The sequence below is a fragment of the Actinokineospora inagensis DSM 44258 genome (genome assembly GCF_000482865.1).
GTDB lineage: Bacteria > Actinomycetota > Actinomycetes > Mycobacteriales > Pseudonocardiaceae > Actinokineospora > Actinokineospora inagensis.
Map to the genome: position 1 here is coordinate 1 of NZ_AXWW01000076.1, position 16,224 is coordinate 16,224.

At 70.1% G+C, this 16,224-nt stretch carries 12 protein-coding genes and 1 pseudogene; 7 read left to right on the plus strand and 6 right to left on the minus strand.

The window, feature by feature from the left end; translation table 11 throughout:
* On the plus strand, nucleotides 1-331 hold a 331-nt coding region (locus H504_RS0123920), incomplete at its 5' end, for an IS30 family transposase (RefSeq protein ID WP_026424841.1).
* Between the two features lie 180 nt (nucleotides 332-511).
* Here the strand turns inward: H504_RS0123920 and phoA are convergent.
* Nucleotides 512-1,906 (minus strand): alkaline phosphatase, encoded by a 1,395-nt coding sequence (gene phoA, locus H504_RS0123925; protein WP_425394074.1) that lies wholly within the window; start codon nucleotides 1,904-1,906, stop codon nucleotides 512-514.
* A 345-nt stretch (nucleotides 1,907-2,251) separates the two neighbouring features.
* Between phoA and H504_RS0123930 the strand changes: the two genes are divergently transcribed.
* Nucleotides 2,252-3,076 (plus strand): polysaccharide deacetylase family protein, encoded by an 825-nt coding sequence (locus tag H504_RS0123930; protein WP_245614437.1) that lies wholly within the window; start codon nucleotides 2,252-2,254, stop codon nucleotides 3,074-3,076.
* A 3-nt stretch (nucleotides 3,077-3,079) separates the two neighbouring features.
* Here the strand turns inward: H504_RS0123930 and H504_RS0123935 are convergent, their stop codons facing one another.
* On the minus strand, nucleotides 3,080-3,283 hold the full coding sequence (locus H504_RS0123935) for a hypothetical protein (protein ID WP_026424844.1): 204 nt from the start codon (nucleotides 3,281-3,283) through the stop codon (nucleotides 3,080-3,082).
* Nucleotides 3,284-3,296: 13 nt separating this feature from the next.
* Complete coding sequence (locus tag H504_RS0123940) at nucleotides 3,297-3,926, minus strand: hypothetical protein (protein ID WP_026424845.1); 630 nt, start codon at nucleotides 3,924-3,926, stop codon at nucleotides 3,297-3,299.
* Nucleotides 3,927-4,394: 468 nt separating this feature from the next.
* Between H504_RS0123940 and H504_RS0123945 the strand changes: the two genes are divergently transcribed.
* From H504_RS0123945 to H504_RS36695, 5 genes and pseudogenes are all read left to right on the plus strand, one after another.
* Nucleotides 4,395-5,120 (plus strand): ABC transporter ATP-binding protein, encoded by a 726-nt coding sequence (locus H504_RS0123945; RefSeq protein ID WP_035305753.1) that lies wholly within the window; start codon nucleotides 4,395-4,397, stop codon nucleotides 5,118-5,120.
* Nucleotides 5,120-7,618, plus strand: coding sequence for an ABC transporter permease (locus H504_RS0123950; protein WP_026424847.1), 2,499 nt, complete (start codon nucleotides 5,120-5,122; stop codon nucleotides 7,616-7,618). The genes H504_RS0123945 and H504_RS0123950 overlap by 1 nt, the downstream gene beginning before the upstream one ends.
* A 777-nt stretch (nucleotides 7,619-8,395) precedes the next feature.
* Nucleotides 8,396-10,390 carry an XRE family transcriptional regulator gene (locus H504_RS0123955; RefSeq protein ID WP_026424848.1) on the plus strand — a complete coding sequence of 665 codons (1,995 nt, stop codon included), beginning with the start codon at nucleotides 8,396-8,398 and terminating at the stop codon, nucleotides 10,388-10,390.
* A 41-nt stretch (nucleotides 10,391-10,431) separates the two neighbouring features.
* Nucleotides 10,432-10,788, plus strand: coding sequence for a VOC family protein (locus H504_RS0123960; protein ID WP_026424849.1), 357 nt, complete (start codon nucleotides 10,432-10,434; stop codon nucleotides 10,786-10,788).
* Between the two features lie 71 nt (nucleotides 10,789-10,859).
* A pseudogene (locus H504_RS36695) lies at nucleotides 10,860-11,912 on the plus strand (helix-turn-helix domain-containing protein).
* 82 nt (nucleotides 11,913-11,994) lie between these two features.
* Here H504_RS36695 and bioB read toward each other — a convergent pair.
* The 3 genes from bioB to H504_RS0123985 all read right to left on the minus strand — a co-directional run.
* Nucleotides 11,995-13,065, minus strand: a complete 1,071-nt coding sequence (bioB, locus tag H504_RS0123975) for a biotin synthase BioB (RefSeq protein WP_035305756.1) — start codon at nucleotides 13,063-13,065, stop codon at nucleotides 11,995-11,997.
* A gap of 20 nt (nucleotides 13,066-13,085) precedes the next feature.
* Complete coding sequence (locus tag H504_RS36700) at nucleotides 13,086-13,265, minus strand: twin-arginine translocase TatA/TatE family subunit (protein WP_035305759.1); 180 nt, start codon at nucleotides 13,263-13,265, stop codon at nucleotides 13,086-13,088.
* A 116-nt stretch (nucleotides 13,266-13,381) separates the two neighbouring features.
* Nucleotides 13,382-16,224, minus strand: a 2,843-nt coding sequence (locus H504_RS0123985; RefSeq protein ID WP_035305774.1) for a carboxyl transferase domain-containing protein, incomplete at its 5' end; no start/stop codon positions are given.

Genomic DNA, 16,224 nt, shown 5'->3' on the forward strand with positions numbered 1-16,224 from the left:
GAAGTCCCTCCCGGAGTTTCTTCGGAAATCGATCACCTGGGATCAGGGCAGTGAGATGGCCGACCACGCCACGTTCACCATGGCGACCGGGATGCCCGTGTACTTCTGTGACCCGCACTCACCCTGGCAGCGCGGGACGAACGAGAACACCAACAGGCTCCTGCGTCAGTACTTCCCCAAAGGAACAGACCTCTCGGTCCACTCCCAAGCACACCTCGACGCCGTCGCCCGCGAACTCAACGGCCGACCCCGCCAGACCCTCGACTGGCACAAACCCGTCGAGAAACTCAACGAACTACTGGTCAAACACGGTGGCGCACCGATCACTTGAGACCAAGGCCCCGAACAAAACAACTTCACCACAACGGGCACCCCAGCTTTCATCTGGCGCCCGCGGCCGGCGTCGCCGAAGGCGACCAGGCCGACCCCCGAGGCGCAGCCGAGGCCCAGAGCCCCCTCAAAGCAAAGAGCCCTGCCACCCACAAGGATGACAGGGCCCAATACCCGAACGTCAGCGAAGACCCAACGCCCGACTGAACGTCCGGAACAAATCAGTCTGATCCGTGATCCCCACAACGTTCGCAGCCTGCGGCCCATACCCCGCGATCCGCACCTCAGTGCCGGTGTGCTCCTGCGACCCACCCGCAGGCGCCGTCGCGTAGTTCACCGTCATCGGCACCCCGTCGTGCGTGATCAGCGTCGCAGTCAGCCCCGGCGACTTCGCGCCATTCGGAATGATCTGGCTCGTGTGCCCGTGGTCAGCCGTCACAATCACCAGCGTGTCCCCGTGCGTACGAGCGAACGCAAGACCCACCGCGATCGCGTCGTCAAACCCGACAGTCTCACCAATCTGACCGCACGGATTCGCGGCGTGGTCCTGCTTGTCGATGCTCGCGCCCTCGACCTGCAGGAAGAACCCCTTGTCCGACCGCCGCGCATTCCGGTCGAGCAGGTCGATCGCCTTGCGGGTCATGTCAGCCAGCTTCGGCTGCGACGCGGGCAGCGCCGGGTTCGCCTGGCAAGCAGCAGGCGCGGTGCCACCGTTGACGGCCTGCGGCCCAACCCACTGCAGATCCATGTTGTTCGGCGCGAAAAGCCCCAGCACCGGCTTGTCGCCACGGGTGGCGTTCAGCCCCGCCGCGTCGGTCGCGACCTGGTAGCCCGCGGCCTTCGCCTGGTCCAGCACGGTCTTGCCCTTGTACTGACCAGCCGTCACGGTCTGGTTGAAGTACGCGGCGCCGCCGCCGAGGAGGACGTCCGGGTGGACCTGGATCTCCTGCTCGGAGATGGAGCCCGCGCCGCCGTTCTCCTTGGCGTTGCTCGGGCAGGACTTGGTGGTCTCGACCGGGCCCTTGCAGTCGCGGCTGACCACGTGCGAGGCGAGGACGGCCGGGGTGGCGTCCTGGATCTCGGCGGTGGTGACGTCGCCGGTGCGGTAGCCGTTGCGCTTTGCCAGCTCCAGCACGGTCGGCAGCGGGTTGCCGTAGGCGTCGACGGCGATGGCGCCGTTGTAGGACTTGGAACCGGTGGACCAGCCGGTGCCGGAGGCGGCCGAGTCGGTCACGTAGTCCGGCTTGCTCGGGTCGCCCTTGGTGACGGCGTAGGTGGTGTACTCGCCGGTCAGCGGGAGCGAGTCCATCTCCAGCCGTCCGGCGGCGCCGCGCTGGTAGTTGCGGGCGATGGTGATCTCCGAGTCGCCCATGCCGTCACCGAGGAACATGATGACGTTGCGGGCCTTTCCGCCCTCGATCGCGCGGCGGACGTCCTGGGTGCGGTCACCGCTGCTCGCCGCGGCGCGCGCGTCCGGGTTGTCCGCCGGACCGGCCGACGCCGCGGTCGGCGCGATCACGGCCACCGCTGCACCCAACACACCGAGCGCCACCCAGCGTCTTCCAACCACAGGCATGCTCATTCCTCCAAACCGGTAAAACTCGACGCCGCAGTACCCCACCCGAAGCTGTGCTGCGCCCGGCGGCAACATGAGCAGAAGGCTTCCAGTCCGTTAACTCCACCTGCAGATCAGGATTAGTGGTGATGAACCGGACTTTCCGCCCAGTAACCAGGCTTGGTGTCCTCATCGGACTCACCATGGGGTTGACCTGCGGTTGTGACCGGCGCTTCCGGAGTTGTCCGCACCCGGCATTACGGTGGCTTTGCCATTTCGGTTGTCCCGGTGTTCCATAACTCTCGATTGTGTCAAAACCCGATCCCGGCCGACCGAGGCCCGTAGTGGGTGCTCTACCGTGGTCGGGTGCGTTGTCCTGCTCACGGCTTCGACCGGCGCGCGTTCCTCGGGATGCTCGGCCTGGGGCTCGCCGTCGCCGCCTGCTCATCCCCGGAACCCGGCAAGCACGACGGCCCGGTCGCCCAACCGGCGTCCTCGGCACCGCCGCCATCGCCAACCGGGCGCACCGACCCGGAACCGCCCCCGCCGCCGCTGCAAGGACAACAGAAACTCAGCCGTGGCCCCGCCGGTACCCACCACATCGCGCTCACGGTGGACGACGGCTACTGCGACGAGTGCGTCGCGGGTTACGTCGACTTCGCCGACCGCACCGGCACCCACCTGACCTTCAGCCCCAACGGCACCTACGCGCACGCCTGGGCGCCGCACGCCGACAAACTCCGCCCGCTGGTCGAACGCGGCCAAGTGCAGATCATGAACCACACGTTCACCCACGCCGACCTGCGCAAGCTCAACGACCACCAGATCGAGGCGGAACTCGACCGCAACGAGCAATGGGTGGTGTCCACCTTCGGCACCAGCACCCGCCCGTACTACCGCCCCCCGTTCGGTTTCCACAACCCGCGCATCGAGGCCGCCGCCGCGCAGAGCGGCTACCTCTACACGGTGCTCTGGAACGGCTCGTACTCCGATTCCGAACTGATCACCCCGGATTTCCTGATGGAACAGGCGCGCAAATACCTGACCCCGGGAACCATCATGCTCGGCCACGCCAACCACCCGACCGTGCTCGGTCTCTTCGACCAGATCCTGGCCCTCGTCAAGGACCGCTCACTGACCCCGGTCACCCTCGACGAGATGTTCGGCACCCACCGCCCGACCACGCAGTAGCCCCTACCAGGTCCCCAGGTCCACCCGGATATCCTGCTTCGGCACAAAGATCACCGGCCGCGCGGAGTCAGGCGTCACCCCTTGGGGAATGAACACGTAGTTGCTCGCCGTCGTGGTCAACAGCACCAGTCCGGTGTAGCGGTAGTGGTACAGGCTGTCATCGTCGCTCAGCCGGACCACGACGACACCGGGTCCGGAGATCTCCATCCGTTGCTTCGCGTCAAACCGCGGCTGTTGGCCGGTCCTGGGCCCTGGCCAGGAACTCGCGTCCATACTGGGTGCCTACCTGTTCGGCATAGCTGATGACCATCAAGAAGACCCCGAGCGCGCCAATGCAGGGGATAGCGGTCGCCCGGATGCGGAATGATCCGACCGATGTCACGAAGAGGCTGTGGTCGACGTAAGCCAGCGCGACCGCGCTTCCAGTCATGAGCGCCGGTAACCAGTCCGGGGGCTCACCGCTGCGAGCCACCACGACAGCCGTGGTGAGGGCACCCAACACCAGACCAAGCCAACCCAGCGTTCGGATCACGAGGCGAATCCGGAGAATCCGGAGGTGCTGTTCGCGCGCGACGGCTCGAACCACGACCACTCTGTGCAGTGCGCTGAGCACCACGATCACGGCTGCCGCGAGGAGAAGCACCGGGGGCAACACAGCCACACCGCGAGACGTGTACTCCACCGGGCTGAAGTCGAGGACTCCGATCGGGACGTTCAGCTCCCGGTAAGTGGCCTCGGTTCGGATCCAACCGAGAAAGTACAGCAGTCCGCCTGCCGCAGCACCCCCGAGAACGAGTTCGGGCAAACCAGTCCACCACGACTTGGCCGTGTCCGCCACAAGCCGGTTCACACACACATCCAAGCCGTGCACAGCCACCCGCAGGCAGGCGGGATTGTTGGTGGGACGGTGCTCATCCGGACAGGCTGCGGGACGGAGCTTGTCGAACTGGGCACCCCTGCCGTCGACATGGCCCCGTGGTCGTCACGACTTGGGGAGTCGTTGGCTGGGTAATGGCCGGAGTGATCGAGGTGAGGCCCGTGTCTCCACCAACCGGAAGCGGTTGACGCGGCATCGTCGTCAGTGACGTAGCGCATCCCGCTACCAGCAGACCTGACAACGCTATGGCGATTCGAGCTCGGCGGCCTTCTGTCATAGCGGCCAAACGTAGCGACCCAGCTCTCGCGCAGGCGAACCGGGAGGTCCGACTGTCACCACCCCGGGGGTAGCGCTGGCGCTACCCCCGATCCGCCCGCCTGCGGGATCGAAGCGCGGGGTGTGGTCGAACAGACTTGGTCCGACAGCGGGAAAGGACCAGGGATGCGGGCGTTGACGTTGGAAGCCGTGCGGAAGGTGTACGGCAAGGGGGACGGTGCGGTCACCGCTCTCGACGGGGTGTCCGTCGGGGTGCGGAAGGGCAGTTTCACGGCGGTGATGGGACCGTCGGGGTCGGGGAAAAGCACTTTCCTGCATTGCGCGGCGGGATTGGACAAGCCGACGAGTGGGCGGGTGTTGTTGGGGGACACCGATCTCGCGGCGATGAACGAGAACGCGCTCACCCGGTTGCGGCGGGAGCGGGTCGGGTTCATCTTCCAGGCGTACAACCTGCTGCCGTCGCTGACGGTGGCGCAGAACATCGGGCTGCCGTTGCGGTTGGCCGGGAAGCGGGCCGATCAGGGCTGGCTGCGCGACGTGGTCAACCGGGTCGGCATCGCCGGGCGGATGGGGCACCGGCCCGCGGAGCTGTCCGGTGGGCAGCAGCAGCGGGTGGCGATCGCGCGGGCGTTGGCGGCACGGCCTGAGGTGGTACTGGCGGACGAGCCGACCGGGGCGTTGGACAGCCGGACCGGCGCGCAGGTGCTGGAACTGTTGCGGACGTTGGTCGACGCGCTGGGGCAGACGGTGCTGATGGTGACGCACGACCCGGTGGCGGCGTCCTACGCGCACAGCGTGCTGTTCCTCGCCGACGGGCGGCTGGCCGGTTCGCTGGACCGGCCGGACCCCGCCGCGGTGGCAGAGCGGATGACCCACCTCGGGGAGTGGTGATGATTTCCCTGTCGTGGCAGACGATCCGGACCCGGCTGAGCGGGTTCGTGGGTGCGTTTCTCGCGGTGCTCTGCGGGACGGCGCTGGTGTGCGCGTGCGGCGTGCTGATCGAGTCCGGGATTCGGGCCGGGGTGGCGCCGGAGCGGTATTCGGCGGCGGATGTGGTGGTCGGCGCGAACGACTCGGTGCGGCCGGACACGATGAGCATGACGTCGGTCAGCGAACAGCCGACGGTCGACGCGGGGCTGGTCGACCGGGTCGCCGGGATTCCCGGCGTGCGGGCGGCGATCGGGGACGTGGATTTCCCGGCGGCGGTCTTGTCGGCGAACAAACCGAGCCGGGGTCATGGCTGGGACGCGACCGCGCTGGGCGCGTTCACACTGAAGCTCGGCACCGAACCACACGGCCCGGACCAGGTTGTGTTGGACGCGAACCTGGACAAGACCACAACGCTCGGGCAGCGCGTGCGGATCGAAACACCAAGTGGCACCGAGGAATACCAGGTCGTCGGGTTGGTTTCCGGCAGTCTGGCGCGGCAGTCGGCGGTGTTCTTCAGCCCGGAGCGGGCGCGGGAACTGTTCGGCAGGCCCGGACGGGTGCACGCGGTCGGTGTGCTCGCGAATCCCGGTGTGAGCGCGGGCGACTTGGCCGAGCGGATCGAGAACGCGTTGCCGGACATGACAGTCGCGACCGGTAGCGATCGGAGCGCGGTCGAGTTCAGCGATGTCGGCGCGGCGCGAACGACACTCGTCGCGCTGGCGAGTTCGTTCGGCGGTGTCGTGCTGATGGTCATGGTGTTCGTGGTCAGCGGGACGCTCGCGCTCTCGGTCACCCAGCGGCGGCGGGAGTTCGCGCTGCTGCGGGCCATCGCGGCGACACCCAAGCAGATCCGGAAGCTGATCGGGACGGAGACGCTGCTGGTCGCAGGCGTGGCGGGTTTGCTGGGCAGCCTCGGCGGGTTGCTGGTGGCGGGCGTGCTGCGCGACGCGTTCGCCGGGATCGGTTTGCTGCCAACGGATTTCCAGCTCGCGATGGGGCCGCTGCCGGTCGTCGGGGCGTGGCTGCTCGGGGTCGGCGCCGCCCGGCTGGCCGCGTGGACGGCGGGGCGCAGGCCGTCCCGGATCTCGCCGGTGGAGGCACTCGGTGAGGCCGCGGTGGAACGCCGGGACCTCGGTCGGGCGCGCACGGTCGTCGGGCTGGTCGCCGTCGCGATCGGGGTCGGCGGGTCGACGCTCCCGTTGTACGTCAAGGGTTCGTTCGTGAGCGGGTTGAGCGTGCTGGCGACGCTGGTGATCGTCATCGGGGTCGGCCTGCTCGGACCGAAGGTGGTCGGCGCCGCCGTCCGCCTGCTCGCCCGGCCACTGCGCCGGACCGGTGTCGGCGGCTACCTGGCGGCGGCCAACAGCACCGCGAACACCCGTCGACTGGCGGCGGCGATCACCCCGCTGATGCTGGCGGTCGGGTTCGCGGTCGCGCAGTTCTTCAGCCAGACGACGACAACGGACGCCGTGCAACGCCAGACGCAGGCGAGCACCGTTGCCGACCACGTGCTGGTCAGCCGCCTCGGCGCGCTGCCGCCGCGCGTCGCCGCCGAGACCCGCCGCCTCCCCGGCGTCGCCGCGGCCACGTCGGTCGTGCACACCCAGGTCTTCACCGAGAGCTCCACCGGCGACGACAACGTCGAGATCACCCCGCACGCCGCCCTGGGGGTCGACGGTGACCAGGTGCACGCCACCATCGACCTGGGTTCGGTGACCGGCGACCTCGCCGACCTCACCGGCGACACCGTGGCCCTCAGCGAAACCGAGGCGGGCTGGCTGGACAAGCACCTCGGCGACCCCGTCGACTTCTACTTCGGCGACGGCGTCGCCGCGAAACTGCGCCTGGTCGCCACCTACACCCACGACCTCGCGTTCGGCGACTTCGTCCTCCCCGCGGAGCTGGCCCGCGCGCACACCACGGACACCGTCGACAGCTCGGTGCTCGTCCGCATGGACCCCACCGCCGACGACGCCGTCCTGCGCGACCTGACCCAGGCGTTCCCCAGCCTGGACATCCGCGACCGAACCGCGATGACCGCCGCCGACACGGCCGACCAGGACCAGCGCTTCTGGGTCAACCTGATCGCGTTCGGCATCGTGCTGGGCTACATCGTGATCTCGGTCGCCAACACCCTGGTCATGACCACCGCCCAACGCGCCCGCGAGTTCGCCCTGCTCCGCCTGATCGGCACCACCCGCGGGCAGGTCCGCCGGATGGCACGCACCGAGGCCCTGCTCATCGGCGGGATAGCCGTCGTGGTCGGCTCGCTGATCCCGCTGCTCCCCCTGGCCTTCCTCGGCATCGGCCTCGCGGGCGACCCCGTCCCGGCAGGCCCCCTCGCGGTCTACCTCGGCATCCTCGCCGCCGCGATCCTGCTCGGCCTCCTCGCCATCACCGTCCCCACCCGCCTCAGCCTCCGCAACCGCCCCATCGACGCGATCGGCCTGCGCGACTAGGCGCCCTTCACCGGAAGTCCCGTGCCCCCACTCACACCACCCACCACACCGAACCGACCACGCCCCCGACCAGCCGCACCCCCAACACCCCCACGATGCGGCCCACACCTGTCGATGTTCCTCCGCCGCTACGGCCCCTGGTGCCTCGACCGAACCTGAGCAGCCCCCGAATCCAGCCCAACGAACCCCTCTCCCACCGGCGGCCTTCTCTGGTCGCCTGGGGACGACCGGAACCAGTGTGGACAGCTCACCCCCAGCCCAGATCTGCCGGGTTGGGGGTGAGCTGTCCACAACGTCCACCGGAGTCAACAGGCAGGCGCGAACCGCCTGGTCAACCGCCGAAACCGTCGTCAGCCGGCGATAGGCTGGATTTGGGGGCTGCTCAGGACGGGACGCGCATCGCGGTCACGATCACACGTGGAGTGACCAAGTGATCACGCACCGACACCTTTCAGGCGGTGGCGGGTCGTCGTGCCCGGCAGAAACTGTTTTCTGCCGGTCTTCCTGCCTGGTCCGGGGGTGACCGTGCCGGTTTGCTGGGGTGCGTCTCCGGATGGGGACGCCGAGTCAGGTTTGTCGACGCCGCTCGGCTGCCGACCACTCGGGCGTGAGCAGGGCGTGACGTCGCCGGGACGCTGACGTCACGGTCCACGGTGGTCGGCACCCCGGCGGTGGGCTCTCCCCAAGCCACCGTCGGTCCGAGCTGCCCGGCGCCCCTGACCAAAGGCGCCGGGTACCTCGGCGGGGGATCACGGGGGGACACACGAGGAGGGGCGGATGTCCACGGAGCTGGCCGAGCTGCTGCGGCACCACCGGTCCACCGCTGGGCTGACCCAGGCGGAGCTCGCCGACCGGTCCGGGGTGAGCCTGCGCGCGATCAGCGACCTCGAGCGCGCCCAGGCGCTGCGGCCGCAGCAACGCACGATCGACGCCTTGGCGGACGCGCTGGCGTTGGGCGGTGAACCACTCGACCGGTTCCGCCGCAGCGCGCGCACGGCGCCACCGCGCAAGGCGACGACCCCGCGCGCGCACGGATTGGTTGGCCGGGAACAGGAACTGGCCGACCTGATCGACTACCTGACGCCCGGCGCGGTGGCCGTGCTGTACGGTCCGGCCGGATCGGGCAAGACGGCGCTGGCCGTGCACGCGGCGTCGAAGCTCCGGGACCGGTTCCCGGACGGTGTCGTGCGGTTGGACATGGCCGGGCGTGACCCGGTGGTGCTGCTGGGTCACGTGTTGGACGCGCTCGGCGCGCAGGTCCGCAACCGGCCGCTGGACCTGCCGGGGTTGACCGCGTTGTGCAGGCGCGAACTGCGCGACCGGCGGCTGCTGCTCGTCCTCGACCACGCGGAGGACGAGGCGCAGACCCGGCCGTTGCTGCTGCACGGCCCGGGGTCCGCTGTCGTCGTGACCACCCGCCGGGCCACGTCCGGGTTCGCCGTCGGGCCGCTCACCGAGTTCGACGCGATCACCCTGCTGGCCAGGATGATCGGGCAGGACCGGGTGACCGCCGAGTCCGCGGCCGCCCGGCACGTGGTGAACCTGTGCGGCAGGCTGCCGCTGGCGCTGCGCCTGGTCGGCGGCACCATGGCTCCACAGTGGACACTGGCGGGCACGGCGGGCCAACTGGCGAACGAACCCGCCCTGGTCGTCGCGTACCGGCGGCTCGACCCGACCACGGCGTTGGTGCTGCGGCGGTTGACGCTGGCGCCGGTGGTCGACGTGGAGATCGCCGCCGCGTTGACCGACACCGTCGCCGCCGAGGCGCTGGACCGCTTGGTGTCAGCCGGTTTCCTGGACAGCCGGTACCGGATGCCCAGCCTGGTCCGCGAGTTCGCCGCCGTCCGGCTGCGCGCGGAGGGCGACGCGGGGGCCGTCCGGGGGAGCGAGACCCGGCTGACCCGGTTGCTGCTCTCCCGCATCGCGGACACGCCGCGGTCGAGCGAGTCGGCGACGTTCGCGCGGCCGCCGGGGCAGGAGTGGTGGACCCGGACGCTGCACACCGGCATCCGCCTCGGCCTGCACACCGAGGTGCTGGCCGCGGTCACCGCGCTGCACCGGTACACGCACGTCCCGGCCCGCTGGACCGAGGTCTTCACCCTCGCCGCCGACGCCGCCCGAGCGATCGACGACACCGCCGCCGAGGCCGCGAACCTCAACAACCTGGGCTGGGCGATCCGCACCCTGGAGAACCGCTCGGACAGCGCGATCCGCTTGCACCAGAAGGCCTACCGGATCGCGGAGGGCGCCGAGAAGGGCTGGTCCCTGCTGCACCGGGGCATCGCCGAGTACCAGTCGTGCCGGACGGAGATCGCGCTCGCGTCGGTGGAGTCCGGGATCGGTTACCTGGCCGGGACTTCCCTGCGGCTCACCATGGCCCAGTCGGTGCGCGCCCGGCTGCTCGACGTCCTGGGCAGGCATTCGGAAGCCCTCCCGGTGCACCGGGACGCGGTGGACACCCTGCGCCTCGACCTGGACTGCGACACGCCGACGCTCGCCGGTGCCATCGTCCGATTGGGATCGTGTCTGGCCGCACTCCGGTTGTGGCCGGAGGCGTGCGCCACCTTCCGCGAGTCCGCCCGGTTGTTCGCCGCCGCCGACATGCCGCTCGACGCCGCGCATTCCCGGCTGCGCATGGTGTCCGCCCTGTTCCACCTGGGCCGCACCGCCGACGCCGAGGAACAACTGGCCGACCTGCGCACCCGCCCGCTCCCGTTCCACCGCGCCCTCACCGAACTCCACGCGGCGGGCGGCCCCGACCTCACCCCCTGACCCGGTTGCGACCACTCCCCCACCCACCGATGATGCGTCACATGCCCGTCAACCGCGTCGTCCCCAACCTCACCACCACCGACCCGCAGGCCACGGCGGCCTTCTACACGGCCGTCGTCGGCCTGACCCCGGTCATGGACCACGGCTGGATCACCACCGTGGCCGACCCCGACCGCCCGGAACTGCAGGTCAGCCTCATCTCGGCGGACGCGACCGCACCGGTGAACCCGGCCGCGTCCATCGAGGTGACCGACATCGACGCCGCCTACACCGCCGCACTGGCCACCGGCGCCGAGATCGTCCACCCCCTCACCAACGAACCCTGGGGCGTCCGCCGCTTCTTCGTCCGCGACCCGGGCGGCAACGTGGTCAACATCCTCGCCCACGGCACCGACTAGGTGTTGCGGGTCATGACGTTGGTGATGGTTGGTTGGGCCTGAGACGAGGGGACGGGTCTTTCGGAGGCAGGATGCAACTGCGACCAACACATCCGCCGATCGGACAGACCTGTCCGTGCTCCACCGTGACGGCCCCGCTGTCGGTCGAGGGCCGCCACACCGCCTGGTCCGACGCTGCCGCACCCGCCCGATCGCCCATGTCGCCGCCGAGACGGGTGTCTCCCGCCGATGCGCCTGCAAGTGGGTCAACCGCTATCGCCGCTTCGGCCAGGCCCGGACCGGCCGACCGTCCCGGCGCTGCGCGTCGGCGGCCCACCGCCACCCCGGCCGAGGTGGTCGTCCGGATCGAGCGGCCGCGCCGCGACCGCAAGTACCCGGCCCGCCGCATCGCCCCGGAACTCGCCGCCGAGGACACGACCGTGTCCGTGCGCACGGACGACCCGCACCTGGCCCACCTGGGATTGAACCGCCCCCGGTTCCTCGACCCCACCGGGGAGAACCACCACGTACCGCGCCGGATCCCCGCCCGCCCGCCCGGCCACACGGTCCACCTGGACGTGAAGACAGTCGGCGTGATCCCCGACGGCGGCGAGTGGCACGCTCACGACAGGGGGCAGTGACCAGACAAAACAAGCCGAACACGCCAAGGCTGCCGGTGCCCGCAAGGGCTACACCCACCTGCATCCGGCCGTCGACGGGTTCTCCCACCCGGCCTACACCGAAGCCCCGCCCGACCAGAAAGCGGTCACCACGATCGGCCTCACCCACCGCGCACCCGCGCTCTCCGCCGCCCACGGCATCACCCGCATCCACCGCATCGTCACCGCCCACGGCGCCCGCCACCACACCCACGACATCCCCACCGTGCTCCCCGGCGCCCGCCACCACCGCATCACCCCCCCACACCCCACCCCACAACGACAACGTCGAACACCACAACCACATCCCGAGCGAGGAATACCTCCACACCCGCACCTGAACCAGCAAACAGCAACGCACCGACACCCTGACGGCCTGGACCGTGCACCACAACCACCACCAGCCCCACACCACCACCGGAAACCAAACCACCAACCACCCGACTCCACACCGACACCACCAACATCACGGCCACATACAACTAGTGCTGCGCCACGCAGCCTTGGTCGGGTAATGGTCAGCCCACCAGACCGATTACCGGGTCAACGTTCCGAGATGCGGCACTGGTCAGGCGTTCGCAGGCAGGTCGGTGCCCGCCCCGCGCTTGCGGGAGCGCACCAGGTCGGGTCGTTCCCGGGGCAGGGTCGACTCGTCCGTGCCCTCGACGACGAAGCCGAGGTCGGCGATCATCTTGAGGTCGAGGTCGCCGTCTTGGCCCTCGCTGGTCAGGTAGTCGCCGAGGAACAACGAGTTCGCCAGGTGCAGGGCCAGGGGCTGCAACGAACGCAGGTGGATCTCCCGGCCGCCCGCGACCCGGACCTCCACATCCGGGTGCGCCAACCGGGCCAGCGCGAGCACCTTCAGGCACCGTTGCGGGGTCAGGCTCCACCGTTCGTCCAACGGCGTTCCCTTGATCGGGATCAGGAAGTTCACCGGCACCGAGTCGACGTCCAGGTCCCGGAGGGCGAACAGGACGTCGACGACCTCGTCGTCGGACTCCCCCATGCCGACGATCAGCCCGGAGCAGGCGGACAGCCCGGCGGACTTGGCGTGCTCGATCGTGTCGACCCGGTCGGTGTAGGTGTGGGTGGAACAGATGTCGGCGTACCGGGCGTCGGCGGTGTTGAGGTTGTGGTTGTACGCGTCCGCCCCCGCCGCGCGGATCCCGGCGGCCTGGTCGCCGGTGAGCAACCCGAAGCACGCGCAGACCTCGACGTCCGGGTGCCGCCCCTTCAGCCGGGCGATCGTGTCCGCGACCCGCCCGACGTCGGCGTCCGACGGCCCTCGGCCGCTGCCCACCAGGCACACCCGCTTGGCGCCCCGCGCGATCCCCGCCTCCGCCGCGGCCACCGCCGCCTCCGGCTTCAACCAGGTGTACCGCAGGATGTCCGCTGTCGACCCGAGCCGCTGCGAGCAGTACCCGCAGTCCTCCGGGCACAGGCCGCTCTTGAGGTTCACCAGGTAGTTGACCTTCACCCGGTTCCCGAAGAAGCGCCGCCGCACCCGCGACCCCGCCGCCACCAACTCCAGCACGTCGCTGTCGGGCGCGCGCAGGACGGCCAACGCCTCATCCCGGGTCAGCGGTTCACGGTCCAACGCCTTCCGCGCCAACGCGGCGAACAGGTCTGCGGAGTCCATGATTCGATCATGGCACGGACTCAGGACTCGGGCTCGGAGCTGCCTGGCTCGACCGGCTTGGTGCTGAACTCCTGTTTGAAGACGCGCAGGGAGCGGCCGAGGGACTGGGCGGCTTCGGGGAGGCGTTTGGCGCCGAAGAACAGCATGAAGACCAGGGCGACGATGAGCAGGTGGGGCCATTCGAGGCCGTTGGCGAACATGGCGGAGCCCTCCGGCGAGGTGACGGGGATGCCATGGTAGCGCCGGGAAAGCCGGGTAAAACACCACACAGCCGCTCCCCTGGCACGTCCAAAGAGGACGTGCCAGGGGTAAAGGGTCAGCGCAGGTGGGACTCGATGGTCTCGATGATGCGGGGCCTCAGTTCGGCGGCGCGGACGACCGCGTCGACGGAGCCGACCTCGACGGCGCGTCGGATGTTGTGGACGCGGTCGAACTCGGCGGCGACCTCGCCCAGTTTCTCGGCGCGGACGGCGAAGCGGACCTCGTCCAGTTCGGCGGCCAGGGCGCCGCGGTCACCGCCCGTCGCGGCGGCGACGCGGGATTCCAGGTCGCGGACGCGCTGGTCGGCGGCGGTGCGGGCGGTGACGTCGCCCGCGAACACGACCGCGGCGGCGGGGGCGCCGCCGAGGACCGAGGCGAACGAGCCCTCGATGGCCAGGACCGTCATGTTCGGGTTGAGCGCCTTGGAGAACACCACGAACGCGCCGCCGTGGTAGCGGGAGATGACGCAGAAGACGATCGGGCCGCGGAAGTTGACGATGGCCCGGCCGATCTCCGCCCCGTACTCCAACTGCAGCTTGCGCATCGACTCCGGTGAGCCGTCGAAGCCGGACAGGTTGGCCAGCACCACCAGCGGCCGGTTGCCGCTGGCCGAGTTGATGGCCCTGGCGACCTTCTTCGACGAGCGCGGGAACAGCGTGCCCGCGGTGTAGGTGTCCGGGCCGTCGGTGGGCGGGAAGCCGCGGCGCGGGACCGAGCGGGACTCGATGCCGACCAGGCAGACCGGGATGCCGCCGAGGTGGACGTCCTGCACCGCCGCGGTGTCCGCGTCGGCCATGCCCGCCCAGCGTTCCAGCACCGGGTGGTCCTGGTCGGACAGCGCGCGCATGACGGTGCGGATGTCGAACGGCTTCTTGCGGTCCGGGTTGGCCGAGGCGGAGAAGATCTCGCCGACGGTGCTGAAGTCGCTGCCCTCCACCGCGTGCGGGAAGTCCGAGACGTCCCGGTCGACCGGGTCGGTCGTTTCCGCCCGGCGCGGGGCGTTCTCGCCGGGGACGACGTAGGTGTGGTCGTAGTAGGCCATCAGCACGTCGCGGGCACCGGCCAGGTTCGGCGCCCAGTACTGGGCCTGGCCGTTGGGGCCCATCACCCGGTCGTAGCCGCCGATGCCGAAGTTGTCCTCGGCCGAGACGCCGCCGGAGAAGTCCAGCGCCTGCTTGCCGGTGAGCACCATGGTCGAGTCCGGGGTCATCACCAGGATGCCGCGGGTGTGCATGAGCATGGTGGCCTCGGCGTTCCAGTACGGCTGCGCGCCGACCGTGATGCCAGCGACCACGATGTTGATCTCGCCGCCTGCCTGGGTGAACTCGACGATCCGCTTGAGCGCGGCGGCCACCCAGTCCATGTTCTCGGTGCCGGAGCTCATCGAGATCCGGGCGCCGGAGCTCAGCGCGTACCACTCGACCGGGACCCGCATCCGCTCGGCGAGGTCCAACGCGGCCATCACCCGGCGGCACTCCGGCTCGGACAGCGCGCCGAGCGACTTGGTCGGGTCGCCGAGCAGCACGACCCGGGTGACGCCCTCGGGCTGGCGCGCGGTGGGCGTGGTGACCACACCGGCGACCATGGCGGCCTTGTTGTGCCCCTTGGGCCGGTCGACCGGGACCAGCGCGTGGTTCTCGTCCAAGTCGTGCTCGACGAACTCGCCGAGCAGGCCGGTGACCTCGTACGGGTAGACCGAACCGCGGCTACTGGCGCGCAGCACCTTCTGCCGGTAGTCGTCCAGCGGCTCGATCGGGTCGGCCGACGGGGCGCCGACGATCAGCTCGGTGCCGCCGGTGTCGTCGAACCGGATCCGGGCGGACACCTTGGCCAGCTCACCGGTGGCGGCGTCGCGCTGCCGGGCGATGAACTGGATCTCCTCCAGTCCCGCGCCCGCGGTGGTCGGCAGCACCCGGCCCGCGATCATCGCGAACTCCTCGCGGGTGATGTCCGACGGCGGCCAGACGTAGACCACGATCCGGTTGGTGTTGAACCGCTTCTTCGACGGCCGCAGCGCCTGCGCGCGGCGGATCGAGTCGAGGCAGGTGACGATCACGTCCTCGGCGGCGGGCAGCGCGATGAGCCTGCCGTCGTGCTCGCGCAGCTCGGTCAGGTTGCGCACCTGGGCGAACGCGACCAGCCGCTCGTCGGACGGGTTCTCCCTGGCCACGCACTGGAAGAGGTAGACCTCCTCGTCCGAGGACGGCAGCCGGGTCAGGTCGAACTTGGTCAGCCGCTCGATCTGCATCCGCTGCGCGATGTACGGGTGCAGGCCGCGGATGAGCCGTTCCTCGGTCATCCCGGTGGTCGACGGGCGGAAGGTGAAGTGGTGGTGCATGACCGCGCCGCCGCTGCCCGCCACCGTGGTGGTGAGCCTGCGGACCTGGCCGGGCAGCGGGTGCGCGCTGATGACCTCGTGCAGCGCGGCGGCCATCTCGTCGAAGTCGTCCGGCTGCCGCTCCCACGCGAGGTAGATGTCGGCGTCGAGCGCCTCCCGGTCGTGCGCCAGCTCGGCCAGCCCGCGCAGCGCGTCGCCCAGGGCGTCGAACGCGACGGCGGCGGAGACCAGCGGCGAGCCCTCGCGCTCGGCGACCACGAAGGTGCAGCCCGCGACCTCGGCGGTGCTGACCCGGCCGAGGCCCTTGTTGCCGTAGTACCGGCGGGTCAGCACCTCCAGCATGACCACGTTGTCGCGGCCGTCGCTGACCAGGCCCTGGCCGACCCGGAGCAGCCGCTGGCCGAGCAGCCGGACCAGCGGTTCGGTGCTGCGGACCATCTCGGCGACCCGCTCGGCGCGGTCCGGCGCGGTCGGGTTGGCGTCCAGGTAGCGCAGGTTCCGCCGGACGTCGGCGTAGACCCTGGCCCGGTTGCGGCGCAGCAGCGGCTGCGCGAACCAGG